The organism is Streptomyces sp. NPDC059866 (genome assembly GCF_042731325.1).
GTDB lineage: Bacteria > Actinomycetota > Actinomycetes > Streptomycetales > Streptomycetaceae > Streptomyces > Streptomyces flavusporus.
Genome location: NZ_JBHWJT010000056.1, coordinates 1 through 26,067, shown reverse-complemented (window position 1 = coordinate 26,067; position 26,067 = coordinate 1). Strand labels below are relative to the sequence as shown.

The 26,067-nt window shown below is 70.7% G+C and carries 24 protein-coding genes; 7 read left to right on the top strand and 17 right to left on the bottom strand.

Annotated features, from left to right (window positions below):
• Nucleotides 1–17: 17 nt before the first annotated feature.
• The gene (locus tag ACFV7R_RS42950; protein ID WP_385274972.1) at nt 18–3,461 is read right to left on the bottom strand and encodes a DNA polymerase III subunit alpha; all 3,444 of its coding nucleotides are present in this window, start codon (nt 3,459–3,461) and stop codon (nt 18–20) included.
• Between the two features lie 361 nt (nt 3,462–3,822).
• Here ACFV7R_RS42950 and ACFV7R_RS42945 point away from each other — a divergent pair, with 361 nt between their 5' ends.
• Nucleotides 3,823–5,457, top strand: a complete 1,635-nt coding sequence (locus ACFV7R_RS42945; RefSeq protein ID WP_385274969.1) for a 3'-5' exonuclease — start codon at nt 3,823–3,825, stop codon at nt 5,455–5,457.
• 154 nt (nt 5,458–5,611) lie between these two features.
• Here ACFV7R_RS42945 and ACFV7R_RS42940 read toward each other — a convergent pair whose 3' ends face one another.
• The 5 genes from ACFV7R_RS42940 to ACFV7R_RS42920 all read right to left on the bottom strand — a co-directional run bounded on the left by ACFV7R_RS42940 (nt 5,612) and on the right by ACFV7R_RS42920 (nt 8,544).
• Nucleotides 5,612–5,992, bottom strand: a complete 381-nt coding sequence (locus ACFV7R_RS42940) for a toxin Doc (protein WP_385274966.1) — start codon at nt 5,990–5,992, stop codon at nt 5,612–5,614.
• Between the two features lie 3 nt (nt 5,993–5,995).
• Nucleotides 5,996–6,247 (bottom strand): antitoxin MazE7, encoded by a 252-nt coding sequence (locus tag ACFV7R_RS42935; RefSeq protein WP_201843394.1) that lies wholly within the window; start codon nt 6,245–6,247, stop codon nt 5,996–5,998.
• A 64-nt stretch (nt 6,248–6,311) separates the two neighbouring features.
• Nucleotides 6,312–6,680: a hypothetical protein gene (locus ACFV7R_RS42930; RefSeq protein ID WP_385274963.1), complete on the bottom strand. Its 369-nt coding sequence runs from the start codon at nt 6,678–6,680 to the stop codon at nt 6,312–6,314.
• Nucleotides 6,674–7,063 carry a hypothetical protein gene (locus tag ACFV7R_RS42925; RefSeq protein ID WP_385274960.1) on the bottom strand — a complete coding sequence of 130 codons (390 nt, stop codon included), beginning with the start codon at nt 7,061–7,063 and terminating at the stop codon, nt 6,674–6,676. The genes ACFV7R_RS42930 and ACFV7R_RS42925 overlap by 7 nt, the downstream gene beginning before the upstream one ends.
• A gap of 620 nt (nt 7,064–7,683) precedes the next feature.
• Complete coding sequence (locus ACFV7R_RS42920; RefSeq protein WP_385274957.1) at nt 7,684–8,544, bottom strand: DUF427 domain-containing protein; 861 nt, start codon at nt 8,542–8,544, stop codon at nt 7,684–7,686.
• A gap of 147 nt (nt 8,545–8,691) precedes the next feature.
• On the opposite strand from ACFV7R_RS42920, the gene ACFV7R_RS42915 reads away from it, so the two are divergent.
• The gene (locus ACFV7R_RS42915) at nt 8,692–9,312 is read left to right on the top strand and encodes an NUDIX hydrolase (protein ID WP_385274954.1); all 621 of its coding nucleotides are present in this window, start codon (nt 8,692–8,694) and stop codon (nt 9,310–9,312) included.
• A 204-nt stretch (nt 9,313–9,516) separates the two neighbouring features.
• Here the strand turns inward: ACFV7R_RS42915 and ACFV7R_RS42910 are convergent, their stop codons facing one another.
• On the bottom strand, nt 9,517–9,939 hold the full coding sequence (locus tag ACFV7R_RS42910; protein ID WP_385274951.1) for an ATP-binding protein: 423 nt from the start codon (nt 9,937–9,939) through the stop codon (nt 9,517–9,519).
• A gap of 68 nt (nt 9,940–10,007) precedes the next feature.
• On the bottom strand, nt 10,008–10,877 hold the full coding sequence (locus ACFV7R_RS42905; RefSeq protein ID WP_385274948.1) for an alpha/beta fold hydrolase: 870 nt from the start codon (nt 10,875–10,877) through the stop codon (nt 10,008–10,010).
• A 255-nt stretch (nt 10,878–11,132) separates the two neighbouring features.
• Between ACFV7R_RS42905 and ACFV7R_RS42900 the strand changes: the two genes are divergently transcribed.
• Nucleotides 11,133–11,648 (top strand): CGNR zinc finger domain-containing protein, encoded by a 516-nt coding sequence (locus tag ACFV7R_RS42900; RefSeq protein ID WP_385274945.1) that lies wholly within the window; start codon nt 11,133–11,135, stop codon nt 11,646–11,648.
• A 12-nt stretch (nt 11,649–11,660) separates the two neighbouring features.
• Here ACFV7R_RS42900 and ACFV7R_RS42895 read toward each other — a convergent pair whose 3' ends face one another.
• Nucleotides 11,661–12,407 carry a VOC family protein gene (locus ACFV7R_RS42895; RefSeq protein WP_385274942.1) on the bottom strand — a complete coding sequence of 249 codons (747 nt, stop codon included), beginning with the start codon at nt 12,405–12,407 and terminating at the stop codon, nt 11,661–11,663.
• A gap of 264 nt (nt 12,408–12,671) precedes the next feature.
• Between ACFV7R_RS42895 and ACFV7R_RS42890 the strand changes: the two genes are divergently transcribed.
• On the top strand, nt 12,672–14,432 hold the full coding sequence (locus ACFV7R_RS42890) for an MOSC domain-containing protein (RefSeq protein WP_385274939.1): 1,761 nt from the start codon (nt 12,672–12,674) through the stop codon (nt 14,430–14,432).
• Between the two features lie 99 nt (nt 14,433–14,531).
• Here the strand turns inward: ACFV7R_RS42890 and ACFV7R_RS42885 are convergent, their stop codons facing one another.
• The 8 genes from ACFV7R_RS42885 to ACFV7R_RS42850 all read right to left on the bottom strand — a co-directional run bounded on the left by ACFV7R_RS42885 (nt 14,532) and on the right by ACFV7R_RS42850 (nt 22,824).
• Nucleotides 14,532–15,422, bottom strand: a complete 891-nt coding sequence (locus ACFV7R_RS42885) for an ATP-dependent DNA ligase (RefSeq protein ID WP_385274936.1) — start codon at nt 15,420–15,422, stop codon at nt 14,532–14,534.
• A gap of 247 nt (nt 15,423–15,669) precedes the next feature.
• Nucleotides 15,670–16,146 (bottom strand): NUDIX hydrolase, encoded by a 477-nt coding sequence (locus ACFV7R_RS42880; RefSeq protein WP_385274933.1) that lies wholly within the window; start codon nt 16,144–16,146, stop codon nt 15,670–15,672.
• Complete coding sequence (locus ACFV7R_RS42875) at nt 16,143–17,795, bottom strand: carbamoyltransferase (protein WP_385274930.1); 1,653 nt, start codon at nt 17,793–17,795, stop codon at nt 16,143–16,145. The genes ACFV7R_RS42880 and ACFV7R_RS42875 overlap by 4 nt, the downstream gene beginning before the upstream one ends.
• Complete coding sequence (locus tag ACFV7R_RS42870) at nt 17,795–18,661, bottom strand: hypothetical protein (protein WP_385274927.1); 867 nt, start codon at nt 18,659–18,661, stop codon at nt 17,795–17,797. The genes ACFV7R_RS42875 and ACFV7R_RS42870 overlap by 1 nt, the downstream gene beginning before the upstream one ends.
• 2 nt (nt 18,662–18,663) lie before the next feature.
• The gene (locus ACFV7R_RS42865; protein WP_385274924.1) at nt 18,664–19,698 is read right to left on the bottom strand and encodes a Gfo/Idh/MocA family protein; all 1,035 of its coding nucleotides are present in this window, start codon (nt 19,696–19,698) and stop codon (nt 18,664–18,666) included.
• Nucleotides 19,695–20,603: a sugar phosphate isomerase/epimerase family protein gene (locus ACFV7R_RS42860; protein ID WP_385274921.1), complete on the bottom strand. Its 909-nt coding sequence runs from the start codon at nt 20,601–20,603 to the stop codon at nt 19,695–19,697. The genes ACFV7R_RS42865 and ACFV7R_RS42860 overlap by 4 nt, the downstream gene beginning before the upstream one ends.
• The gene (locus tag ACFV7R_RS42855) at nt 20,600–21,844 is read right to left on the bottom strand and encodes a methionine adenosyltransferase (protein ID WP_385274918.1); all 1,245 of its coding nucleotides are present in this window, start codon (nt 21,842–21,844) and stop codon (nt 20,600–20,602) included. The genes ACFV7R_RS42860 and ACFV7R_RS42855 overlap by 4 nt, the downstream gene beginning before the upstream one ends.
• Complete coding sequence (locus tag ACFV7R_RS42850) at nt 21,835–22,824, bottom strand: glycosyltransferase (RefSeq protein ID WP_385274915.1); 990 nt, start codon at nt 22,822–22,824, stop codon at nt 21,835–21,837. The genes ACFV7R_RS42855 and ACFV7R_RS42850 overlap by 10 nt, the downstream gene beginning before the upstream one ends.
• Before the next feature lie 183 nt (nt 22,825–23,007).
• Between ACFV7R_RS42850 and ACFV7R_RS42845 the strand changes: the two genes are divergently transcribed.
• The 3 genes from ACFV7R_RS42845 to ACFV7R_RS42835 all read left to right on the top strand — a co-directional run bounded on the left by ACFV7R_RS42845 (nt 23,008) and on the right by ACFV7R_RS42835 (nt 25,987).
• On the top strand, nt 23,008–24,387 hold the full coding sequence (locus ACFV7R_RS42845; RefSeq protein ID WP_385274913.1) for a transcriptional regulator: 1,380 nt from the start codon (nt 23,008–23,010) through the stop codon (nt 24,385–24,387).
• Nucleotides 24,388–24,505: 118 nt separating this feature from the next.
• Complete coding sequence (locus ACFV7R_RS42840; RefSeq protein ID WP_385274910.1) at nt 24,506–25,474, top strand: Twin-arginine translocation pathway signal; 969 nt, start codon at nt 24,506–24,508, stop codon at nt 25,472–25,474.
• A 129-nt stretch (nt 25,475–25,603) separates the two neighbouring features.
• The gene (locus tag ACFV7R_RS42835) at nt 25,604–25,987 is read left to right on the top strand and encodes a hypothetical protein (RefSeq protein WP_385274908.1); all 384 of its coding nucleotides are present in this window, start codon (nt 25,604–25,606) and stop codon (nt 25,985–25,987) included.
• The last annotated feature ends 80 nt before the right edge of the window (nt 25,988–26,067 follow it).

Here is a 26,067-nt window from a genome sequence, read left to right as displayed (position 1 = left end):
GCTGTCTCGTGAGACATCTAAAGATCTGGAGAACCCTGGCTGATGTGGCCGAGTTTGGTGAGGTCGGCGGCGCGCTGCCCTGGGGGCTGGAGGTCGGCCCAGGGGTGCATGGTCGCGCCGGTTTCGTGGGTGAGGGTGCGGTGCGGTTCGGTGCGCGGGGCCGGGGGGGCATCGGCGCCGGCGCCGAGGAGACGCTGGACGGCTTCGGGTCCGTGGTCGCGGCGGGCGGTGGCGAGTTGCTCGAGGTCCCAGACCATCGAGCCGGTGACGGTGTTGCGTTCGCCGCGGCGCTGGACGTTGCCGCGGACGAGGAGCAGTCCGCTGTGGAAGATCGTGTGCGCGCACGCCTCGTGGGAGTCTTCGAAGAAGGCCAGGTCGACCAGGCCGGAGCCGTCTTCGAGGGTGACGAAGATGATCCGTTTCCCGGAGCGGATGGGCGGGGTCTGGGTGGATGCGCGAACGCCGGCGACGAGGACCTGCTGGCCGGGGTGCAGTCGCTTCAGGTGGGCGGCGTCGGTGGCGCCGAGTTCGCGCAGCAGCTGATGGTGGTGGTCCATCAGGTGGCGGCTGACGTCGGCGCCGAGGATGTGCAGTTCCGCGTTGAGGGCTTCGCGGCTGGTCATCTCCGGCAGGCCGGAGGGGGCGCTGGTGTGGTGGTCGTCGAGGGCCATGGGGAGTTGCCCGTCGCCGAGAGGGCGGCCGCGGTACTGGTGGTGCAGTTCGGTGATCTGCAGCAGCAGGTCGCGGCGGGTGAGGGTGCCGCGCAGGCTGTCGAGGACGCCGGCCTGGGCGAGGCGTTCGGCCGTGGGCCGGTTGGGGCGGGCGCGCTGCCACAGGTCGGACAGCGAGGCGTAGGGCTGGCCGGCGACGATGCGTTCGGCCTCGTCGGTGTGGATGCCGCGGATGGTGGAGAGGGCGAGGCGGACGGCCCAGGTGCCGTCGGGGGCGCGTTCGACGGTGTGGGTGGTCTTGGAGTGGTTGACGTCGGCGGGCAGGACCGTGACGCCGCGGCGGCGGGCGTCTTGGATGAGGACGCGTTTGGGCCACATGCCGGGGTCGTGTTCGAGGAGGCCGGCCAGCAGGAAGGCTGGGTAGTGGGCTTTGAGCCAGGCGGACTGCAGGGCGGGGACGGCGAAGGCGACGGCGTGCGCGCGGCAGAAGCCGTATGCCCCGAAGGCTTCGATGATCTTCCAGACGTGGGTGAGGACGTCGGCGTGGTAGCCGCGGGCGGCGGCCGCTTGTTGGAACCAGTCGCGCAGGCGGGGCAGCCGGTCGGGGTCGGCGAGGGCGCGGCGGGCGACTTCGGCCAGGGCACGGTCGCAGCCGGTGAGCGTGGCAAGGATTCCGATGATCTGTTCGTGCCAGATGACGACTCCGTACGTATCTGCGAGTACGGGCTCGAGGTGGGGGTGTGGGTAGGTGGGGGCGGCGCCGTGGCGGGCGGCGATGTACTGCTCGGGCATGCCGCCGGCGACCGGGCCGGGGCGAAAGAGGCTGATGTCGGCGATGACGTCGGCGACGTTGCGCGGCTGCAGCCTCGACAAAAGATCTTGCTGGCCGGGCGACTCGAGCTGATAGAGACCCAGGGTCTGGGCGTCCTGGATGAGCTTGAAGGCGAAGTGGTCGTCGAGCGGGACCTGTTGGGGGTCGTCGAGGTCGACGTGTTTGCCGGTGGCGCGTTCGATCTCGGTGACGGCGTGGGCCATCGCGGACTGCATCCGTACGCCGAGCACGTCGAGCTTGATCAGTCCGAGATCTTCGACTCCCTCTTTCGGCATCTGCACCATGGGGTAGCCGCCGGGGGTGGGCTGGACGGGCAGCCGGTTCAGGAGGGTGGCGTCGGAGATGATGACGCCGCAGGGGTGCATGGCCAGGCCGCGGGGGAGGGCATCGAGGCCTTCGGCGAGTTCGAACAGCAGCCGGTAGCGGCCGGCCTCGCCGGCGAGCTTGCGCAGTTCGGGGAGTTCGGCGAGCGCGGCGGTGATGTCGGCGGCCCGGATGTGCGGGAAGGATTTGGCGATCCGGTCGACGTCGTACGGGGCGATCCCGAGGGCCAGGCCCGTGTCGCGCAGGGCGTGGCGGGCGCGGTAGGTCTCCGGCATGCCGGTGACGGCGACGCGTTCGGTGCCGAACCGTTCGATGACGCGGTCGTAGACCTCGAGCCGGCGGGCTGATTCGACGTCGATGTCGATGTCGGGCAGGCTCGCGCGGCGCGCCGACAAAAACCGCTCCATGAGTAGGTGGAAGTCGAGCGGGTTGACGGTGGCGATGCCGAGCGTGTGGTTGACCATGCTGCCGGCGCCGGAGCCGCGGGCGGCGACGCGGATGCCGAGCTCGCGGACGTCGGCGACGACCTGGGCGACGGTGAGGAAGTAGCTGTCGTACTGCAGCGTGCGGATGACGGCGAGCTCTTCCTCAAGTCGCTGGCGGGCGCGGGGGTCGCGGTCGAGGCCGCGGCGGATGAGGCCGGCCTCGGCCCGTTCGCGCAGCAGTCTCGCTGCGTGCGTGGGGCCGCCGGGGGCGCCGACGACGGCAGGCTCCGGGAAGTGGGGGCGGCCCAGGCCGAGGTCGCCCGCGGGGTCGAGGGCGCAGGCGTCGGCCGTGACGGCGGTCTCGGCCATCAGGCGGGCCGCGCGGTCGTCGCTGTGGCCGGCGGCCGCGGCGATCCGGCGGGCGATCTCGTGCATGGCGGCCGGGTCCTTCAGCCAGCGCTCGCCGGAGTCGAGGCGGCGGCGGTCGATGGGGCGCAGCAGGCGGGCTGCGTCCAGGACGTCGGCGAGGCGGTGCTGGTCTCGGTCGGCGTAGCGGGCGGCGTTGGTCAGCACGGCGGGGATGCCCAGCTGGTCGGCGAGGGTGAGGGTGCGGGCGGCCAGGCGCAGTGAGCCGGGCCCGGTGCCGGCGTAGCCGAGCCAGCAGGTTTCCAGGCGCAGCTGGATGCCGGGCAGCTGCCGCCAGGGCGCGAGGAGGTGCTCGGCGAGATCGGGTCGGCCGGCGGCCAGGGCGCGACCGGGTTCGGATGCGGGGCCGAGCAGCACGGTCAGCCCCTCCCCCGCGTGCTGGTGCAGGTCGTCCCAAGTAACCAGGGGCGGGCCGTCGCCGCGGGTGTGGGCGGCGGAGGTCAGTCGGCACAGCCGTGCCCAGCCGGTGCGGGACTGGGCGAGCAGGACGACGCGGACGGGCGGCTCGATCACGTGGGCGCCGCCGCGGACCGGGGTGCGGCGGCGCTGTGCGGGGGCGGGGGTGAGCGGGGCGACGGCGAGGTTGATGCCGAAGATCGGCCGGATGCCGTGCTCGAGGGCGGCCTGCGCGAACCGGACGGCGCCGGTGACGGCGTCACGGTCGGTCAGGGCCAGCGCACTCATGCCGCGTTCGGCGGCGCGCTGGACGAGCTGCTCGGGGTGGGCGGCGCCGAAGCGGGTGGAGAACCCGGAGGTGGTGTTGAGGTGGGTAAACCCGTCCATGGCGCGCCTCTCATCTCCCTCCCCCTTCGACGCGTTGCGTGGTGCCCCGCCCCTCCGTTCGAATGTTTGTTCGATCATCGTAGCGTGTGAGATCCCGGGTCACGAGTGAGGCGGGTGAGTGTCACCCGTATGCGGGACACCCGCCGCGCCTCCTCGTATGGCCGCCGGGCCCCCGGCCTGCCGCGCGAGGGTGTCGTCGCGGGGAGGCGGCTCCGGCCGGGTGTTTTTCCCTCGCGTACGCGTGCGCAGCTCTAAGCGAATTGCCCCAACTTGCCTAATTTTAAAGGCTCTTGACAAGTTTTCAGGTGTTCCGTCATGTTCTGTTCCGTGACAGCGGAGCGACCACGAGAAGGGACGAGCGATGGGACGACGCAAGGGATTCGGTCCGGTCCAGCTGGCCAATCACGCGGGCCTGGCCCGGTGGCAGGTCGAGCGGGGACAGCTCAAGAAGCTCATCCCGGCTCCGGCCCTGGACTCGGGCCGGTGGTCGGACGAGCAGGCCGACAACGTCAAGGCACGCCGCGACCAGATCATCGAGGTGCTCGGCACGCACCCCGGCTACGGCGCGAGCCGCGGCGCGCAGCTGCTGGCGCAGGCGCCGGATCTCGCCGGCAAGAAGCTGGAGGTGTGGGCGTGCGACGTCGAGCAACTCGCCGAGCAGGGCCTGCTGGAGCGCGTCGGCGAATTCGAGGGCTACGCGCTGTACGACGAGCGGCAGCTGGTCTCCCCCACCCCGGAGATGTGCGCGGTGCTCGAGCAGATCGTGGCCGAGCGGGTCGCGTGGCTTCAGGCCTCGGCCCGGACGGATGAGGCGGCCGGCCGGTGCGGCTGGAACGTCGGCGAGTTCGAGCAGGCCGCCGAAGAGCAGGACATCACGCCGGGCCGGTTCGGGCGGTGGGCGCTTGAGGACGTCGAGCGGCTCGCCGGCAACGAGGACCTGGGGGCGGACATCCTGGCCGCGCGGATGCTGGGCCCGGAGCTGGCGGCGCAGCACCTGGATATCCGGCGCCGGGACCTGGAGTACTGCATCGAGGCCGGATGGCTGGCACCGGTCAGCCACGTGCGGCGCACGGTGTGGTCGGGCGGCCGCGGTCACCGCAAGGTGGTCGAGGTGCCGATGTACCGGGTCGGGGACCTGGACGCGCTCAAGGACATCCCCGGGGTGGATCGGGAGGCGGTCCGGGCGACCAAGCCCGGCCGGCCGTCCCCGCTGCGGGCCTTCGCTCAGCTGGCGCCGAAGCGGGCCGCTGTCGTCCGTGCCTTCGTCGACGAGCTGCGCGAGACCTTCGGCCTGCCGGTCTGGGCGCGCTTCGCGACCCTCGACAATCGTTGGCTGATCGACTGGGAGCCGGGCCTGGACGGCGCCCCGTCGCGGGACGACGTCGCCGCGCTGCTCGCCGGCAACCCGGTCGCCTCCCGCTTCGCGGACGGCATCCAGCTGCTCAGCGCGCAGGGCGAGGCCATCCACTGGGCGCGGCGGATGCTGCAGCCCGGCGTGGCGGTCGTGCTGGACACCGAGACACACAATCTGTGGGGCCGGGTCATGGAGGTCGCCGTGGTCGATGCGGCCACCGGCGAGGTGTTGCTGGAGAGCCTGGTCAACCCGCAGATCGCGGTGACCGAGGATGCTTTCGACCTTCACATGATCAGTGACGCGATGGTCGCGGACGCGCCGACCTGGGATGAGGTGCTGCCGGAGGTGCTGCGAGTCACCGCCGGGCGGAAGATCCTCGCCTACAACGCGGAGTACGACAAGACGGTCATCGTGAGCGACTGCCTTCGGGTGGAGGCGGATCCGCAGCACCTGCGGGAGCAGGATCAATGGGGGTGCATCATGCGCCGGCGCTGCGACTGGGAGGGCATGCGCGACTTCCTGCCGCTGGGCGGCGGGCACCGTGCCCTTGAGGACACGTGTGCCGCGCTGGAGATGCTCACGTCCTTGGCATCGGCCCCGGGGTGGGTGCTGGAGCGTCTGGAGGAGAAGGTCAGCGCCTGAGTCGGCTCGTACGACGCGGGACATGCGAGGGCCCGGCCTGTGCGGTACAGGCCGGGACCTCGCTCTGCTCTGTCAGAACAGTTCGGTGGCCGCTATCGCATCCGAGCGCCTCGGGGTCGACACCGACTGTCCCCGCTTGCCCGCCCCGTACGGTTCATTCGGTACTGCGCCAGGAGCGCAGACGGTCGGCGATGTCGTAGACGGTGAGCCGCAGCGCACGGATGTCGGTGATCAGGTCCCGCCACGGCTCGAAGGAGTCGTCGATCTCCTTACCGGAGGCCCGGATGTACGCCACCGCCACGCCATACGCGAAGTACGCGTTGCGGGCCGGCAACGGGCGCAGCAAGACCAGCTGCTCAAGCAGGGCGGCAGCCCGCCAATAGGTGTCGGGCTCTCCCACGTCCAGCTGTGGTGTGTTCACCCGGTGCCGAGCGACGGCGGCCACCAGGCCCGAGTAGTCCCGAACCCCGAGTTCCTTGCCGAGCAGTTCCTCCTGCCGGTCAAGGAGCCACCGGATGTCGATATGCAGTTCCAAGGGTCAGGCCGCCCGCCCCGCGGTGTTTCGCCGGGCCAGGGCGTCGTCAGGGAAGGCCTCGTCGAACGCCTCAGCCAGGCCGGGGCGGGCGATGATCTCGCGGAACACGGCCGTCGCCTTACTCAGCTTGATCTGGTTCTCTTCCTCTATGGCCAGCTCGGCCAGGTAGGCGCGCACGCTCTGTCCGCGGGCTGCGGCGACCGCAGCGAACCGGTCCCTGGTCTCGGAGTCGACCTTCACGGTGGTGTCAGCCATACCCCGAGTATGCACCCATGGGTACCTTCACGAATACCAATCACGAGACTCGGCCAGTTTCCGATCACTGCCCGTCGTGGACCAGCTCCGGCGAGACGTCGCCGCGCACCCGCCGGACACGCGGACGGTGTCGATAGCGACCGAACTCCAACCGCGGCTGATCTACCTCGATCTCCACCACCACCTCCGGCTTGACCGGTAGGAAGCGCACTGGATCAGCGCCGGGCAAGCCACCCACCGTGCCGGGTAACTCTCGCATCTCCTCGCCGACCGCGTGCAAGAGCGGCGCCACGGCCAGACGGACCTGCTGAGTGAGCGGCAGGCTCACGCAAACTGCCCGCATCTGGCCGCCTGTTGGCCGCCCCAGTGCAAGGGCATGCGACGCCGGTGTCCTGCCTGTCACCCCGATGACCACGGCCTCGGTGGTCAGCACCGCGCGCAGAGTGGGCGGGCCACCCTCGAGGAGACGCAGCAGCTCGGTGCGGCGCTCGGTGTACGGGCGAGGCCGCCAGTCAGTGTCACGACGGCAAGGACGTCGAAGATGGCGACGTGGACGGTGAAGTCGGCGCCGCGTCGCGGGCCGCGGCGGCCGGCCCGGGTCTGCAGCCAGTCGAAGGCCACGCCGGAGCCGTTGTTGAGGACCGCGACGAGCTCACCGTCGAGGACGGTGTCCGGCAGGCCGGCGGCAGCGTCTGCGACGTCGGAGAACTGGCTGGACAAGTCAGTGCCGTGCCAGCTCCACAGCCGTTGGGTCGTGGTGTGGATCTGGCATCTCCAGCCGTCGTTCTCCAGACTTCCTGATGTCTCATGAGACATCAGGCGCCGACGCATCGGTCGCCCCGCCGCCGCGATGTCGCCAGGGGTGAGGTCATCCCGAATACGCAGGTAGCGCACTGGGTGCCGGTGCCGGCCGCGGTCTACCGCTGTGTCAGCGCGTCGGCGACGAGGTTCGGCTGGACGGTAACGTACCGGAGCTTGTTCCCAGAGCCCCATCCAGCGCTGATCTGCATTCCCGTCCACGGATGCTCGGGCCCGCCGGGGGTCAGCGCGGCCCGCAGCTCGCGCCGGCGCCGCGCGGCGGGGCCCGGACGGGTGCGGCGAGGGCGAGCGGTACGGGGAACTCCACCCGCCAAGGGTGACCCGGCACCGCGAATAAATTGGGGAGGCGCAGTGCTCAAGCGCGCACGCTGCGAATCGTCGAGGAGGCATTGAAAAGCGGGGACGGCGCGCTGCGGCTGATCGTCTTCATGGGAGTGGCCACCTGCACCGCACTCACCCTCGGTGGTGAACCATCGAGTAATCGTCAAGGCCTGTGGATGGGATGGGATGTCGCCTCGCGTTGCGCCGCGGTCGCGTCGAGGGGGAGCTTCGTCACTCCACAGACCGTGGCCGCCGCAGGCGAAGTCTGCTGCGGTGATGCCAGGCGTTCGTGGGGCTCAGTGGGCCTTGGCCTCGTCGACGTCCAGGCCGCGGTCGACGCCGTGGGGGACGACTGTCTGCCCGGGCTCGAGGTGCAGGCGCTTGCCGTCGAGATGGACCTCGACCTTGTCCGCTTCGAAGGAGACCAGGTCGGTGATCCGGTCGACCTCTCGGTAGGCGTTGCGGTACGACCAGGCGGCGCGGTGTATGTCGCCGATGTCGTAGTAGTCGCACAGTCCCTTGTAGGGGCAGAAGGTCTGGCCTTCTACGGGGCGCAGCTGGGTCTCGTCGATGTCGGCGCGCGGGACGTACCAGCGGGGTGCGAATCCGGACTCGTAGAGCACGATGGGGTGTTCGGAGCGGGCGATCACGGTGTCGCCGAGGCGGACTTCCAGGGTGCGGGAGGTGTTGCGGATGTCGATGCGGTGGTAGGGGTCCGCAGCGTGGCCGAGGATGCGCTCGTCCTCTTCGTAGAAGGCGTCCATGGCGCGCCAGGCGAAGGCGATACGGCCCTGGAGTTCGGCGGCGTGCTGGGGCAGTGCGGTGAATTCCCAGGCGGCGCGTTCGGTGGTGCGGTCACCGGCGTGCACCGCGTACCAGGCGGTATCGCCGAGGTCTTTGTGGTGGGTGACCTTGCCGCCGGCGACCATGACCTCGTCGTCGACGTCCTCGCGAGGGAAGTAGGCGACGGGGTAGCGGCCCGGCTCGTGCAGCAGGACGACGTTCTCGCTGTCGGCGATCCAGGTGTCGTTGAACTTCACGCGCATGCGGCGGCGCAGCCGCTCGGCGAACAGGAGGCGCTCGGGCAGGGGCGCGGCAGTGAGGAAGTGTCCGATCGCGCCGGCGGAGAGGGGGCCTTGCTGCCAGGACAGTCCCATTGCGGGTTCCTTCCGGGTACGGGGTGGGCGCGTGGCTGTCGACGGTCACGCAATTCCCCAGGGCTGTGGTCCCGTAATTCCCCAGGTGCCCGTGGTGGATGGTGCCCCTCGAACACGGGTGTCAGTGGCGCCTGCCAGCATGCACGGATGACCTCAACTGACCCTCTGCTCACCGCCTCTGACGATCAGCCGCGTGCCCGCCTTCTGGGCCTGGTCGGTGCCATCGAGCCCTGGGACGACCTGGAGCGCACCCATCTGGAGACGGTCATGCAGTGGATCGCCGGCGGAGCCCCCGTCTACCGGGTGCGCAAGCCGGATGTTCCGGCGATGCACTTGGTGAGCTACTTCGTCGTCCTCGACAACACGCGCGGGCAACTGCTGCTCGTCGCGCACCGCAAGGCGGGCCTGTGGCTGCCGGCCGGAGGACACGTCGAGCCTGGTGAGGACCCGTGGGCCACGGTGGTCCGAGAATGCCATGAGGAGCTGGGCATCGAGGCCGTGGCATCGCCGATCACCGGCGAGCATCCCCTCTTCCTCACCGTCACCCGAACCCGGGGGCAGGGCGCGCACACCGACGTCTCGCTCTGGTACCTCCTCGATACCGACGCCCACACCATCACCTCCTACGACCAAGACGAGTTCAAGGCAATCCGGTGGCTGACGGACGAGCAGGTGCTCGAGGAGTCGGCCGAGCTGCTCGACCCCCACATGCACCGCTTTACCCGCAAGCTGCAGCACGCCCGGACCAGGAGACAGCATCGCGGGTAGCCTCCTCCGACTGCTCGCGGTGCCGTACGACCACGCCACGTTGGGGACCGACACCAGCACGGTTCACGTCCACCGTCCCCATGGGGAGTCGTGACCGCGAGGGTGAGGAATTACGTGACGCTCAAGGAGTCGGAAGTGGGGAATTGCGTGACCGCCGACACGCGTGGCCGCATCCCTGGGGTGAAATATGGACGTTATTGACGGTCAGAGCGTCAAGGAGCAGCGGGAGATGGGGGCCTCGGGCCGACGGAAACAGGTCCAGACGGCCTTGCACTCCCCGGTGAGAGCCTGCACTCCCCAGTCGTCGCAGAGTTCCTGGACGATGCGCATGCCTCGGCCGGCTTCCCCGCTCAGTGAGGCGGGCCGGACGCGGACGCGCAAGTGGCGGGCGCTGTCGTGCACTTCGACGTGCAGGCAGTGCGGGTGCCGGATGAGGCGGACCAGGTAGTCGCGGCCGTCCGGGCTTCCGTGCCGGACGGCGTTGCCGGCCAGTTCCGACACGCAGGCCCAGATGTCGTCGCGGCGTCGGCACCCGCCCCAGGTGTCGAGGGACTGCATCGCGAAGTCGCGGGCGTGGCGCACGGTCTGCGGGGTGGGCGTGAAGGCGTGTTGGGCGAGGTGTGGCATGGCGGGTCCTTCGCCGGCTGCGGCGGAAGAGGGGCACGTCCGCCGCAGCCGTCTCGCCGCACTGCGCGTCAGGCCAGGACGCGGGCGAGGAAATCGCGGATGTGCTCGGTGATGGTCTCGAGGTGGCTTTCCAGGGCGAAGTGCCCGGACTCGAGCAGGTGGATCTCGGCATCGGGCAGGTCCTGCCAGAACGCCTCCGCGCCGGCGGGGCCGAAGATCTCGTCATTGGCACCCCAGACCGCCAGCAGCGGGACCTGGGAGTCGCGGAAGTACTGGTGGACCTGCGGGTAGAGGTCCACGTTGGTGGGGTAGTCGCGGAAGAGCTTGAGCTGGATCTCGTCATTGCCGGGCCGGTCCAGCAGTGCCTGGTCGTGGACCCAGTTGTCGGGGCTGACCAGGCTCGGGTCGGCGACGCCGTTCAGGTACTGCCAGCGGGTGATCTCAAGGGTCAGGGCCCCGCGCATGGGTGCTTCGGTGTCCGGTCCCGGGGCCTGGGCGTAGGCGAAGACGCCGTCCCAGAAGGGCTTGACGAAGCCCTCTTCGTAGGCGTTGCCGTTCTGGGTGATGATCGCGGTGACGCGCTCGGGGGACTGGAGGGCGAGACGCCAGCCGATGGGGGCGCCGTAGTCCTGCACGTACATCGCGAACCGGTCGATGCCCAGCTGCCGGAGCAGGCCGGAGGTGACGTCGGTGAGGGCGTCGAAGGTGTAGGGGAAGTCCTGCAGGGCGGGCATCGCGGACTGGCCGAAGCCGATGTGGTCGGGGGCGATCACGTGGTACCGGTCGGCGAGCGCCGGGATCAGGTGGCGGAACATGTGCGAGCTGGTCGGGAAGCCGTGGAGGAGGACCACGGCGGGTGCCTTCGGATCGCCGGCCTCCCGGTAGAAGACCTCGAGACCGTTGACGGTGGCGGTGCGGTGGTGGACTGCAGAGACCATTTCCCTAACCCCTCTGTCGGGCTTAAGTGGTTACATATCCAGTCGAGCACACTCAACCTAACCCGTCAAGGAGCTTTCACTGGTTAGATTGCGGTGGTGGTCAGGGCGTCGTTGCGCCCAGGCGGCGAGACGCCGACCTGCCCCAAGACTCCACCCGTGAAGGATCACCAGCCAGCGCAGCCACCCACCTGGCGCCCGGCGAGTGGTCGAGTTCGTGTAACCTGTCAAGCGAATCGATCTGGTTAGGAGGAGGCGATGGTGACCGGCCAAGAACAGCAGGACACACTGCTGGAACTCCTCAACACCACGCCGGTGGTCAACGGCGTCGTCCAGGACCAGCTGGCGGATCCGGAAGCGGCCAGGTCCTGGCAGCAGGCCCACGGCGGCAACGGCAGCGCAGACGAGCACCGACACCTCCTCCAGGCGCGTGACGCCCTGCAGGACGTGGTCCGCGGCAGCCGCCCCGCCACGTCGCTGGCCCCGCTCCTCGAAGACGTCATCTCCCGCCCGCACCTCTCGTCCGCGGGGGTGAGCTGGGAGCTGGACGCCCCCACGGAGCGCCGGATGGCGGTGGAGGCCGTCCTGGCGTGGAGCGCACTTCAGGAGACGATGCCCGACCGGCTGCGGCCGTGCGCCAACCCGGAGTGCCGGCTGTTCCTCATCGACCGTAGCAAGCCCAACAAGGCCCGCTGGTGCTCGATGGCCGTCTGCGGCAACCGCATGAAGGCCCGGCGCCACTACCAGCGCACGCGCGACGGCGCAGCCGGATAGCGGCCCCGGCGGTCACGTCTGAGCCCCGCCGCCACGCCGACGTCTCGCCTTGGCGATCTCGCCCGCGATGGGAAGCCAGAAGTAGGCGATGAATGCGGAGATCACGGCGACGCCGAGTACGGGCAGCAGGGCCCCGAGCAGGGTTCCGGTGCCGAGCCAGACAAGGGCGAGCTGGAAGCGCCGGCTGATGGCGGTCACACCGGCCGCATCGATGGTGGTGGCAAGCAGGCGGCGCTCGTGACGGGCGTGCCACCAGATGACGTTGAACAAAACGGCCGCGACTTCGAACGCGATGCCGTGCAGGACGACGGCGGTGCGCTGCCCGTGCCCGTCACGGAACGCTTCGGCCAGTACGGAGGCGGCGAAGGGCAGGAAGGCGATGTCCATCAGCAGCACCGTGTTGAGGAACAGCACCACCCGGTCGACGCCCGGCTCGAAGCCGCCCTGCCACGTGTCGAAAGGCGCCTTGTGCCGGATCTCCCCGACGTCGACGCCCCGGTCCGCCAGCTCGGCTCGCGCCGCTTCAAGATCGGGGACCACCAGGTACAGGCCCTTGACCGAGCCGGGCTCGGCGTCGGTGAGGCCGACACCGATCTGCACCGAGCACGCGGAGCCGGGAGGAGTCAGCTGCACGACTCGGAAATCGGGGCCGGGTGCGTAATCCACGTCCAGGTTGAAGCCCAGACGCTCGGTGTAGAAGGCCAGAGAGCGGTCGATGTCTCTCACGGGCAGGATGACGACCTCGAACTTGTACTCCATGTGATCAGTGTGGTGCAGCGGGACAGCCCCGCCACCTTGCGGGCATTCGCGATATGAATCGTCCATCGTGGAAAAACGAATGTGCATGGACTTCCGCTCCGGTCCTGTCATTCGAAGAATCTCAGTGAATGCACCGCACGATTCATGATCACGGAATCGCGGAGGCACCGACAAAAGAACTAGTATCGGCCGGAGCGTACAGATCACAGCGCCATGAGGGGCTGCCGGCGGCCCCGGCCGGTCACCCCGCAGGAGGTGCGCAAATTGGCGACGCTGTTGTCCGTCAACGTAGGAATGCCCAAGGACGTCTCCTGGCAGGGCAGGACTGTCCACACCGGAGCCTGGAAGTCCCCCGTGCCCGGGCCCCGGATGGTGCGGCGGCTGAACATCGAGGGCGACGGTCAGGGAGATCTGGCCGGGCACGGCGGCGAAATCCGTGCCGTCCTCGTCTACCAGGCGCAGTCCTACCAGTACTGGCAAAAGCAATTGGGCCGCGACGATCTGACCTACGGGATGTTCGGGGAGAACTTCACCGTCGACGGCATGCCCGATGACGAAGTATGCATCGGTGATCGGTACCGCATCGGCGAAGCCGAATTCGAGGTCACCCAGCCCCGCGTCACCTGCTACCGCGTCGGCATGCGCCTGGGCGAACCCACCATGGCCGCTCTGCTGGTCGCCCACCACCGCCCCGGCTTCTACCTACGCGTTCTCACCGAAGGGCACGTCCAGGCCGGCGACGAGATCACTCTGATCCGCAAGGGTCCCGAAGAACTCAGCGTCGCCGACACCGACGCACTGCTCTACCTCCCCGACCGCGATCCCGCGAAGTTGCGCAAAGCCCTGAACATCCCCGCCCTCAGCCCGGGATGGCAGCAGTCCTTCCGCGAACTCGCCGCCGCCCAGCAGCCCAGACAGGAACCGGGATGGCCCGGCGAGCGCGCCAGCACCCAGCAGCCCAGGGAAGTGCCGGAATGGCCGGGCTTCAAGACCATGCGCGTCGCCCGCATCGTCCCCGAGACCCCCACCGTCTCGTCGGTCTACCTCGTCACCACCGACGGCACACCCCTGCCCGAGGCCCGCCCCGGCCAGTACCTCTCCATCCGCCTGAACGTCGGCGGTCCCGCCCCCGCCGTGCGCAGCTACTCCCTGTCCTCCGCGCCCACCGCCGACACCTACCGCATCAGCGTCAAGCACGAGCTCCACGGGCAGGTCAGCAGTTACATCCATGCCACGCTCCGCCCCGGGGACCTCGTGGACATCGCCAGCCCCCGCGGAACGTTCGTCCTCGAAGGAGGCACCCGCCCGATCGTCCTCATCTCCGCGGGGATCGGGGCCACTCCCGTGCTCGCCATGCTCCACCAACTCGCCGCCGCACGAGACCCACGCCCCCTGTGGTGGATCCACACCGCCCACGACCGCGCCCACCACGCCTTCGCGGACGAGACCCACGCCCTCCTGGCGCAGCTCCCCGACGCCCACGAGCAGAGCTACTACACAGCCGAAGCGCCACATCCCGACGAGCCGCACATCACCCACGGTCGTCCGACCGCCCCCGCACTCGCGGCCATGGGCATCCCCACCGACGCCGACGCCTACATCTGCGGACCGCCCGCCTTCATGGACGACCTCGGCGGCTTCCTGCGCGAGCACGGCCTGAGCCCCGAACGGATCCATACGGAGCAGTTCAGCGCCCTGTCGGCCATCAACCCCGGCGTCACAGCCACGGCCGCCGTCCGGCCGCACCAACCCCCCGGTCCACCGGGCACCGGCCCGCTCATCACCTTCGCCCGGAGCGGCATCACCACCCCGTGGTCACCCGCCCACGCGTCACTCCTCGACCTCGCCGAAGCCTGCGACATCCCCACCCGCTGGTCCTGCCGCACAGGCGTCTGCCACACCTGCGTCACCCACCTCGTGGCGGGCGACATCGCCTACACCACCCCACCCCTCGAACTCCCCGAGCCCGGCACCGTTCTCGTCTGCTGCAGCGAACCGACCACCGAAGTCGTCCTCGACCTCTAGCCGGCCAGCAATTCCAGGGGCAGGCCAACGCCCCGGGGCGAGGTCGGGCATTCTCTTTCACCGAGCTCGCCGCGGACTGTCCGAACGTGCCGGTCGCCTTCACGCCCGCCGACTGACCGGCCAGTAGCTCAAGGCGATGTCCTGCTGCCGCGGTCGCCGAACAGTGGGACGTCGTGGACGTCGAGGTCTGCTCGGGGTGCGATGCCGGCGCGCGGGGTGGCGCCATCGGCCCGCGCTGTCGCGGGCGACGTTGACGTCGACGTCCACGACCAGCTCGGGCCGCACCAGTGTGATGGCCAGGGTCTCCTTGGTTCCCCACCCTGCGGAGTACGTCCGGCCCGTCCACGGGTGCCCGCTCCTGGCTGGGGCGAGGACGCCGGCGAGGGCGGCGCCGGCCGTCTTGGGGAGGGTGGTGGTGCGGCCGGTGTACTGCAGGCGCCCGTTGGCATCGAGGCGTCCGAGGAGCAGACTGCGGGGGGTTGAGACGGGGCCGGTGACGGCGCCGACGATCGCGTCCTGCGTCTGGAGCACCTTGTACTTCAGCCACCCTCTCAGCGAGGGCAGGTAGGGGCTGTCCAGCCGTTTGAACAGCAGTCCTTCCATGCCGACGGCTGTCCAGGTAAGCCACTCACGGATGGTGTCTGGGTCGGTGGTCGACGGGCACAGCGTCCACGGTGCGGTCGGCCGGTGTGTGGTGAACAGCTGTTCGAGTGCGGCCCGGCGCCGCTGGTAGGGCCAGGTGGTGGTGTCGGTGCCGGCCAGCCGGAGCAGGTCGAAGGCGACGAAGTGGGCGGGCCACTGAGCGGCCAGCAGGAAGGCCCCGGCGCCGCGGCGCTGCAGCCGCTCCTGGAGCCGCTCGAACGCCAGCCGGCCCGTCTCCCACACCACCAGCTCTCCGTCCAGTGCCGTCGCGTCCGGCAGTTGCCGGCTCGCGGCCACGATCTCCGGGAATGCCGGAGCCATGTCCGTGCCGCGCCGTGAGCGCAGCACCACCCGCCCCGCGTCCCAGGAGTACAGCGCCCGGAACCCATTTCGGCTCCAGCGTCCAGCCCGGCGACTGGGGGACGGCAGTGACTGCGCGGGCCAGAGCGAGCGGGGCGGGCAGAGCGAAGGGCGGCACCGGGACCTCCTGCGGGGCCTTCAGCGTAGGTCGGCATCCCCTCGCACGCGTCCCTAGGACCGTCGCAGACAGCGCCCGCTGCGGTATGCAGCGGGCGGGGTGGTCAGGCTCGGCTGGTCATCCGGCCAGTATGGTCGGCCGGTTGGGCGTCCGGCCCTCGGCGACTGCAGCAATCAGGTCAGCGAGCCCCCGCGGGTACACGGTCTCGCTGGTGGAGCGGAGCTCGTCCTGGCTCCACCAGCGGTACTCGCGGATGTTGTCGGGCTGCGTGGCGCGAGCCGGATCTACGTCGCCCGGGGTAACTCGCGCGAGGAAGTAGCGCTCGACCTGACGGACTTCACGCCCGCCTACCAGGTGGTCCTTACTGCGCTCTGCGAGCTGCACACCCAGCTCGACCGTCTTCTCGTCGATGCCGAGCTCTTCGCGCAGTTCGCGGAGCGTCGCTGTGGCGTGGTCCTCCCCCTCTTCGAGGGAGCCGCCGGGCGTGGCCCAGAAGTCGCCGTTCTCGTCGTAGCGAAGGAGGAGGACGCGGTCATCGGCGTCGAGGACGATGGCGCGGGCGGCTTCCCTCACGGGCGGGGTGGAGGTCGTCATGCGTCCATAGTTGCAGGCCCCTGGGGAGGTCGAGGGCGCTCGACGAGATAGTCGCCGATGCACGCCGCGTCCAGGTCGCAGGCCTGGAGAGTGGCGAGGGCGTGGGCAGGTGTTTCGACGATCGGTTCGCGATCGTTGTAGCTGGTGTTCAGCACGGCAGGCACTCCGGTGATCTGGTGGAAGTGCTCGATCAGGGTGCCGTATGCGGGTGCGACAGCAGGGTCGACGGTCTGCACGCGCGCGGTCCCGTCGACGTGCACGACTCCGGCGATCTTGTCGGCGTGGTCGGGGCGGACAGGCGGGGCGAGCAGCATGAACGGGCTGGGCACGTCCAGGTCGAACCACGCGCTCGCGTGGTCGGCGAGGACGGCCGGCGCGAATGGCCGGAACGGCTCGCGGTGCTTGATCCTCTCGTTGAGGGCGTCGGAGCTGTCGCGGGTGCGGGGGTCGGCGAGGATGCTGCGGGCCCCCAGCGCGCGGGGCCCGAGCTCGCTGCCGCCCTGGAACCATCCGATGATCTTCCCGTCGGCGATCATCTGGGCGGCCGTACGGGCGATGTCGCTCTCGCGCCGCCATGTGAAGGGTGTGCGGCGGCGCTCGACCAGGCCGGAGCGGGGATCGCGGCGCAGGGCCTGCTCGATCTCCTCGCTGGTGTAGTCGCGTCCGAAGTAGTCGCTGTTCAGAGGACGTTTGAGGGGGTCGCCGGTGAGGCGGTGCCAGGCGTAGAGCGCGCAGCCGAGGGCCTGGCCGCGGTCGGATGCGGCGGGCGGGGCGAAATAACCTTCGACCCCGGGCAGGCGGCGGATCTTGTCGGCGGCGACGCAGTTGAGGGCGACCCCACCGGCGAGACACAGGTGGGGCAGGCCGGTCGCGGCGATCGTCTGGGTGGCGAGTGCGCACAGGACGCGCTCGGTCTGGTCCTGCACGTAGGCGGCCGCGTTGGCGGCGAGGTCGCCTTGGCCGAGGCTGCCGTACGGACCGAAGTCGAAGCCGGTTCGTTCGGCGAGGTCGGCGACGCCGGGGGCGTGGGTGCGGGTGAGCCGTCCGTGGACGTGGGTGTCGACGACGTCGAACAGCGGGGCGAGGTAGAGGCCCGGGTCGCCGTACGAGGCGAGCGCCATGGTCTTGCCGGCTTCCTGCTCGTGCCAGCCGAAGTGGTTGGTGAAGGCCTCGTACGTCGCGCCGATCCCGCCCGCCCGGGGCCTGGTGGGCGGATTGCCGCCCAGACGCTCGATCCCGTTGGGGGTGGCGGCGTAGTAGGTCTCGGTGTCGTTGTTGTTGCCGCCGCCGTCGACGACCAGCACGGTCGCTTCCTCGTACGGGCTGAGGCAGTAGGCGGTGTAGGCGTGGCTGAGGTGGTGGTCGACCGGGAGGATCCGCTCGCGGTCGATGCCGAGGTGAGCGAGGCCGGTCTCGGTCCGGGTGGGTGGGGTGCGGCCGATGCCGCTGACGGCGACCAGGTCGACGTCGGCGAGGGTGAGGCCGGCCGCGCGCAGGCAGTACAGGAGCGAGGCCTCGAAGCCGGGGCTGTAGCGGGTGCGGTTGAGGCGTTCCTCGCCGATCGCGACCATCACGTTGGGGGTGATCAGGGCGGCTCCGCCGTCGTGACCGAGGTTGATGCCGACGACGCAGGGGGTGGTGCGGCTCATCAGGCGGCCCTCCTGTCGGAGGCGGCGAGCGGGTTCCACAGCCGGGTGTGTCCGGTCGGGTCGCGGTGCAGGGCGCCGAGCTGGCAGAGCTGGACGGTGCCGCCGCGGTGGTCGATCGCCGGGGTGAAGGGGTGGCCGAGGGCTTCCAGCCCGCCGAGCTGGGTGTAGGCGTCGGTGAACTGCTCGTCCAGCGGCGGCCGCGGGGCGGGCGCGGCTGCGGAGGTGAGGCGCCGCGCGGTCTGGTCGAGTCCTGCGTCCGCGAGTACGCCGGCGACCTGGGCGAGGACCGCTTCCGGGGTGGCCCCGTCGGTGTTGATGATCGCCGGTGGGGTCGGGCACAGCGTGGGGGCGATGTCGGTGTAGAAGGTGTGCAGCCGCTCAAGCAGGCCTTCGTCGAACCACTGCTTCCACCTGGGGAGTTCGGCGACCTTCCCGCGGCGCGTCAGGCTCTGGTCGGGGCTGACCAGGAGGATCGCGGTGAGGACCGTGTCCGGGAGTTCGGGAGCGATCCGGCGGGCGTAGAAGTCACGCGCGACCGTGTAGGGCAGGGAGTCCTCGGCGTGGGTGGCGTAGCAGTAGGCCAGCGCCCCGAGGTGGTTGCGGTCGGCGATGAGCAGGCGGGTTGCGGCGTCGGTGACCAGGCGCCGCATAGCCCGGGCCTTGTCGAGTTCGTGCCGCAGGAACCACAGGGTGTGTCCGGCCGTGCTGGGGTGCACGGGCGCAGCAAGGCCGGTGGCGAGGCGGGCGTTGGGCTCGGTGATCCACATCGCGTCGTCGCCGAGGGCGCACACCATGCGGGCGAGCAGGGATGTCTTGCCCGCTCCGGGCGGGCCATCCAGAACCAGTACGGGAGCGTCGGGGGCCACGATCAGGCTTCCTTCCGTGTGCGGACGTGGGGGCGGGCGAGGCCGGCCAGGGCGAGGGCGAGGTCCTCGACGCGCAGCGCGAGGTCGGCGCTGGTCGGCAGGTCGGCGGGGTGCTGCCCGGACAGGCGGGCGTCGACGGACGCCCACATGGCGGCGAACGGGTCGCCGAAGCCGCTCTGTGTGCCGTCGTCGGTGGTGAGCTGGGTGGTGGCGGCGGGCTCGTAGGGGCGGGCGAAGTCGATGGTGGCGGCCGCGGCCGCGTCGGCGAGGTGGATCTGCTCGCGGAAGACCCCGGCCGGGGTCGCGCCGATGACCAGGGTGAACGGCTCCCCCGCGGGCCCGTGCAGGAGCGCGTGGACGGACTGCCGGGCGGGATCGAGGCTGCACGCGGTGGCGGTGGTGCCGGGGACGGCCAGCACGAGTGCGGTCAGCAGGTGGTAGCCCTGCCACAGCAGGATCTGCAGCGCGGTCACCTGGTGCGGGTCGAGGTGGTCGGGGACGGGCTGCGGCGGGTCGTCGGCGAACGTGTACGGCGCGAACCCGGGCGGGAGCAGGCGGCGGCGCGCGGCTTCGTCGACGCCGTCGGCCTTCACCAGCCATCCGCCGGCGGGCTCGGGCACGTGGGCGAGGGCCGCGTGCAGCGCCGGGTCGTGGGCGCGCCTCGCGCCGACCTCCAGCAGCAGCCCGGCGTCCCGGGCCCGCGCGGTGAGCTTGCGGGTGCGGATGACGTCCAGGCAGACGGGTTTCTCGGTGACGACGTGGACGCCGGCGTCGAGGGCCTCCTCGATGAGGTCCTCGTGCACGCCGGTGAGGACGACCAGCACGTCGGTGTCGGCCAGCAGATCGCCCACCCGGGTCGCGGTGCGGGGCACGGCGAACCGCTGCTGTGCGGTGCGGGCCCGTTGGGGGTCGCGGTCGGCGACGGCGATCACGTCGAACGCGTCGGAGGCGTTGAGTAGCGGGAGGTGGAGTCCGAAGGCGGCGGCGCCGCATCCGGCAACCGCGAGCCGCCACGGCCGTTTGGTGGTGGGGGTCATCGGGATGCCTCCGCGAGGGTCCAGCAGCGGGTGGCCGCGTGGTGGGACAGGCGGGCGATCTCGCCTTCGGGCAGCGCCCGCAGCTCGGGGTTGAACAGCTCCACGCTCACCGGCCCGGCGTACCCGGCCCGGCCCAGGGCGTCGGCGAGGGCCGGCCAGGCCAGCCCTCCGTCGCCGGGGAACAGGCGCCGTGCATCGGTGAGTTCGCTGATCGCGCGGTGGGCCGGGGTGTCAGCGATCTGTAGGTGCGTGATGCGGTTCGGTCCGAGAGCGGTGATGTGGCCGGGATCGGCGCCGGCGGCCGCCCAGTGGAAGGAGTCCACCAGCACACCGGCGTTCTCGGCGTCGGTCTCGTCGAGCAGTTCGGCGAGTTGGGGCAGGCTGTCGAGGACCGGGTGCGGGCCGTCCAGCTCGGGCGGCAGCCCGGTGTGGATGCTGACGGCCTCGACGGCGAGCCGCACTCCGTGCGCGGCGGCCGCGGTGGCGAGCTCGGCGATCCGCTTCCGCGCGACGGCCCGCGCCTCGGCGGTCTCCAGCGGGGAGCGGGGGTTGAGGACGGTCGTGGCCACCGTGCAGCCGAGGGCGGCCATGGCCTCCAGTCGGCTGTCCAGGCCGTCCAGGCAGGCGCGGTAGGTGTCCGGGTCGACCAGCAGCGGGGCGGGCAGGACCGGTCCGGCGGGCAGGATGCCGCTCGCGGCCGCCACGCTCACGCCCAGCTCCTTCAGCAGCTCGCGTAAGGATGCGGTGCCGTGGGACTGGGCCTGTTGGATGGAGACCTCGACCGTGGGGAATCCGGCGCCCGCGGCCAGAGCCAGGAACTGCGGGAGCGGGATGCCGGCGAGGGTGGCCGGGTTGAGGCAGGGCACGAACCGCCCCGCGGCGTCGTCGGTGAGGGGCGCGGTCATGCCGTTGCCAGCTTTCCGTCCAGCAGCTGCTCGCGCAGCGTGCCCAGGTCCGCCATCACCTCGGCGATCACCCGCCGGACGCCGGCTTTACCGAGGGGGTGGGGGCCGGAGGTCTGCACGATCGCCTGCCAGGGGTCGGTCAGGTCCCGGCCGGACTGGGAGACGAGCACGACCGCGCAGTCCCGCCCGGTCTCCTCGTGCAGGCGGCGGGCTGCTTCGGCGGCGGCCAGGTTGTAGAGCTTGCCGACGTGGTAGACGGGGTTCTTGCCGGAGACGCCCTCGGCGGACCAGGGCCTGAGCATGCTGATCAGACCGTTGGCGCGGTTGCCGCGGCCGACGACGCCTTCGTCTCCGGACTCGATCGACGAGCCGGTCGCCGTCAGGTACAGCTCCGGACGGGTGTCGTCGTCGCGGGTGTTGATGGCCACCGTCACGTGGTGCTCGGGTGCAATCGTCGACGCGAGGTGGGTGATCAGGTCCCGGGCCTGGGTCCGGCGGGCGATGTAGGTGTCCAGGTCCGGGGTCTCCCGGGCGATCTGCGGGACGCACGCGGTCAGCTGTACGCGCGGCCCGTGGCGGACGACCATGAGCTTGATGTCGGTGCCGTAGTAGGGGTGTTCGGCACGGAACGCCTCGCTTGTCAGCTGCTCCTCGATGCCCAGGGCGAGCTGCTCGGCGATGCCCAGCGGCCAGTAGGCGACGCCGGCCGAAGTGTCGTTGCTGAACATGCGGTGCCGTTCGGCGAGGTCGTCCAGGGTGCGCGGGGCGAACCACCGCTGTCGGGAGGCCTCGCGCTGGGCGGCGCCCGGGTCGCTGACGGCGCCGGGGCTGGAGGCCTGGGTCAGGCGCGGCCGTACGTCGACCCACCGGTTGACGTCGAGCAGCGGCAGCGCGCTCGCGAGGTAGTCGCGCGCGGCGGTGGTGACGATGTCGGCGACCGGGATGGCGTGGTCGCCGAGGGCAGCGGTGATGCGCCCGTTGACCAGAACCTGGATGGGTGCGGTGAGTTCGCCGTGGCCGAAGCGGACGTCGGCGGCGCCGCCGAGCAGGCTGGTCTTGTCGGTGTTGTGGTGCAGAATCGCGCCGAACTCCTCGAGGCAGTAGCGGCTGTAGGCGCGGGAGATCGCCTCGGCCACTCCGTCGGCGAGGGTGTCGGGGTGTCCGGCCCCCTTGCGTTCGACGGCCTCGGCACCCATCGCAGGCGAGGCGGCGGACAGGCCAGTTGTGGTGATCACGTCCATGCGGGGGACTCCTTCGTCGGGGCGTGCTGGGCGAGGGCGATGGGGCGGCGGCCCAGGAAGCGCAGCCGTCCGCGTTCGAGGTGGTAGGCGCCGATCCGGGCGATGTCGCGGGCGCCTTCGACGGCGCGGGCACGGTCCAGGAAGGTCCATCCGGCGGCGAGGTTGACGAAGGCGGCGTGCATCGCGTCGCGGCCAGCCTGGATCGCGGCCGGCTCCACGATCACGCTCAGGTGCATCCGGGCGACGCACACGCCGTGCCCTGCGCCCTGGCGCAGGAAGTACCTGAGGGTGGTCTCCGGGCGGTACACGGGATGGGAGGCGACGGCGGCCGATTCGATGAGGGTCTGGTGTCCGACCTGCCGGGCCCGGTCGATGAACTCCAGGTCCTCGCAGTCGCCCATCCACCGTCCCCGGCGTCCGAGATCCGTGCGGAACAGCCCGAGGTTGAGTGCGGTCTGGCGGTGGAAGAGCAGGTTGCAGCCGGTGACCCAGTACGGCCACACAGCCGGCCCCCGGCCCTCGGGCCAGTCCACCGCGCCGTGGCACTCGCGCAGCGCCTTCGTCAGCGCCGTGACCTGACCGCCCGGGTAGGTGACGTTGGTGCGGCCGCCGACGGCGAACACCTTCTCTTCCTCGATCGCGTTAACGAGGGCCTGCAGCCAGCCGGGTTCGGGGGTGATGTCGGGGTCGGTGATGGCGACGTACTGGCCCCGGGCCGCGCAGATCCCGCGGTTGCGGCCCGCACTCAGGCCCGGCGTCGGCTCGTACAGCACCCGCACGGGAAACGGCCAGTCAACGTCACGGACCGCCTCCGCGATCGGCCGGACGGGCCCGGGCGGGTCGTTGTCCACGACGACCGCCTCCAACTGCGCGGCCGGCAGAGTCTGCTGGGCCAGGGCGTTCAAGAGGTTCCGTACGCTCTGGGTGTTGCCGCGGGCGCTGACGACCACGGACACCAGCGGCGCATTGGGATCGGGCATGAGCACTACCTCCTCGCTCGGGGATCGGGATGCCGTTCATGTCACCGCCCGCACCCCACGACGGGGAAGGAAAAGACTGTTGCGGAGGTGTTGCGGACCGTGCGCCGAAGATCTGCACAGCGCGTGTCCGACTGGCTACTGTGACGGGACATCAGGGAGAGTGCGTGCCGAGGGGGCCCCGCGATGTCCGACCAGCCGTTACTGCACCCACTGGCCGCTTTACGCGCCGACCTCGGGCTGACGGGCGAGCAGTATCTAGATCGCCTCGACGACGTGCACTTGGCCCTCGGCTACGGCCGGATGGCCAAGAGCCGGCAGAAGGTCTCCCGCTGGGAGAACGGCGTCAACTCCCCCGAGATGCCCGCCCGGTACGCCATGGCCCGCCTCCACGGCATCCCCCGCGAGGCCGTTGCCGAGCTCGGCTGGCCGGATTTCCTGCTGCTCGCCTTCCCCGATGACCGTCCCGTTCTCGACAGCCCCTGGACCCTGGCGGGTACCGTGGCAGCAGTAGCCGCTGCCGCTCGGGGAGGCTCCATGCAGGATCGACGGGGATTTCTCATCGCCAGTGGAGCCACACTGACCGGCTTGGCCACGAGCTGGAGCCTCGCGCTCGCCGAACCGGCCGCCGCCTCCCCTAGAATCCCCGCCGGTGCCGCCCCGGCTAACACTCGCCTCACTCCGGAGTTGCTGGACACGCTGGAGCAGCGCCTGGACGACCTGCGCCGTCTCGACGACGTCCTCGGGGGCGCCCGGCTTCGCCAGACGGCCATCGCCGAGTACGACCTCCTCGAGGGCCTTGCCACGCAGACGGGACAGCACGGCCCGCTCGAACACCGGCTGCTGTCACTGCTCGCCGAGTCCGCCCGCATGTGCGGATGGCTGCAGTTCGACGCCGGCCATCATGCCCGCGCCCAGCGCTTCTACATCACAGCGCTTCGCGCCTCCGCCAGCGCCGACGACCACCAGGTGGGCGCCAACACCCTTGCTTTCATGGCGATCCAGGTCTACTCCGAGGGCAACCCACAGGATGCCGTGAACTTGGTGCGCACCGCACAGGACGCCACCAGGCGCCGCACCACCCCGCGCGTGAGGTCGATGCTGCACGCCCGTGCCGCCCGCGCACTGTCCCAGACGGGCGACCGCACCGCGTGCTGGCGGGAGCTGGACGCCGCGCGCACCGAGTATGCCCGCGGCCCGCACGACGATGACCCGCCTTGGTCGTACTGGCTGAACGCAGGTGAAATCGAGATGCTCGCTGGCTCCTCAGCCCTCGATCTCGATGACCCTCGCCGGGCCTTGACCCACTTCGAGCAGGCGCGTCACGTGCAGTACGCGGCCGACGGCTACGTCCGCGACCACGTTCTCTACCTGACTCGTACGGCCCGGGCGCACCTCCAACTCGGTGACCTGGACGCGGCCTGTGCCGTCGCGACGAACGCGCACGCGCAGAACGCCACCCTGAACTCTTCGCGCCCGTCCGACGCGCTTGACGATCTGCGTGAGGCGTTGGCCCCTCATCGGGATGTGCGGGCAGTGCGGGACTTTCTGCAGCTCAGCGCATAAAGTCGCGGCCTCGTCTTTTCCAGCGTGTACAGCAGCTGTCCGCATGAAACGCGAACACACGTGGGTACGGTCGGCAGGCTGGCGTCGCCGCATCCGGCCGGCAGGAAGGGGCGGACCGATGACCACCGATGCTGGGCTCCCGTCGGTCAGAGAGTCCCTCCAGCTTGCGCTCCTGGCGGAACCCGAAGGCAGCCCGCTGGTCGACGAACTCGCCGAAGCGGCAGCCGACCACTACGCCCTGAACTACTCCCGGCATCCCGTACCGGTGCTGTTCAGGGAGGTCCGCGCAGCCCGCGCCCTCCTGGCGGGGCTGCGCTCCCCCGGCCGGGAGGGCACCGAGCTGCAGCGGCAGGTCGGCCGGCTCTCGGGTCTGCTGGGCAACCTCGCGTTCCATCTGAACGACGCGGCCGGCGCGCGCACGCACCTGGGCACCACGGTGGCGTACGCGAACCGGTGCGGCGATACGGCGCTGGCCGCGTGGGCGTACGGGGCGCAGAGCATGGTGGCCCGCGGCACCGGCAACCTGACCGCGGCGCTCTCCTACGCCGAACGCGGTGCGGCCGCGGCCCCCGGCGGCCTGGTCCGGGCGCAGTTGCACGCCTGGGCCCTGTTACCCACCCTGGCCCAGCAGGGCCGCGACCGGGAAGCAAACGCTGCCCTGGACGTGGCGCTGGCAGAACTCGAGGCCGATGCGGCCGGGGAAGCGCCGGGCCGGTTCGGGTTCGACGAGGCAGAACTCGCCCTGCACCAGGCCGAGGCGCACCTCGTGCTGGGACGCACCGACCAGGCCCGTGCGCGCGCCGAGGTCTCCGCGGCCGCGTGCACGCCCGGCACCCCAGGGTGGGCGGCCGCCACTCTCGTGCTCGCCCAGGCCGAGGCCTCCGACCAGCCGTCCGATGCTGCGCAGCGCGCCCTGGACGTCCTTGAGCAGGTCCCGGCGAGCCGACTGCGCGCGACCGCTCGCACCCGGCTGGGGCGCCTGGACGGGCTGCTCGCTGCCCGCCCCGCCGACAACGTCGCCGACTTCCGCGAAGCGCTGCGGACCCTGCCGCCTCCGGTAGACGCGTACGGGGCTGCCTCGGCCTGAGTCAGGCTCCTGGGCCATGGACTGGGGTTTCCGTCAGAGCGGCGGGGATGGGTGACGTCTGCCGTCGACAGCGTCGCGCGTCGTGGGGTGGCCGCAACCGGCGGTGAGCCTCGACCGTCCTGTTGATGTGTGACAGCACCTATCCCCCGGCGCCGGACGAATCAGCGTGGGCTGAGGCTCTGGCCGGTCGGAACCGTCCTCGGCCTGACCTTCACTGCCGCGATCCTGGTGGCGGCCGCCGTGTTTTATACCGGATGGGACCTGCTCGGCGCCCGAGGCCTCAGGCCTGAGCGCCGAGTCGACTCCAAGACCCTGTTCGACTTGGTGAAGCTGTCCTTCGGAGTGGTCGCCGGGGCTGGTGCCCTGGTCGCCCTGGTCGTGGCCTACCGGCGCCAGCGCGTCGACGAGGACGGCGCCCTGCGGGATGCCACCCGCCTGCACACCGAACGCTTCACAACTGCCGTCTCTCAACTCGGAGAGGAATCCGCCGCGGTCCGTCTAGAAGATCACTGAAAATGTTGCGGTTCTGGCCCCGACGCGGTTGCGTCGGGGCCAGTGTTGTTGGCATGCAGGGCGAGTGGGCCGGGGAGCCG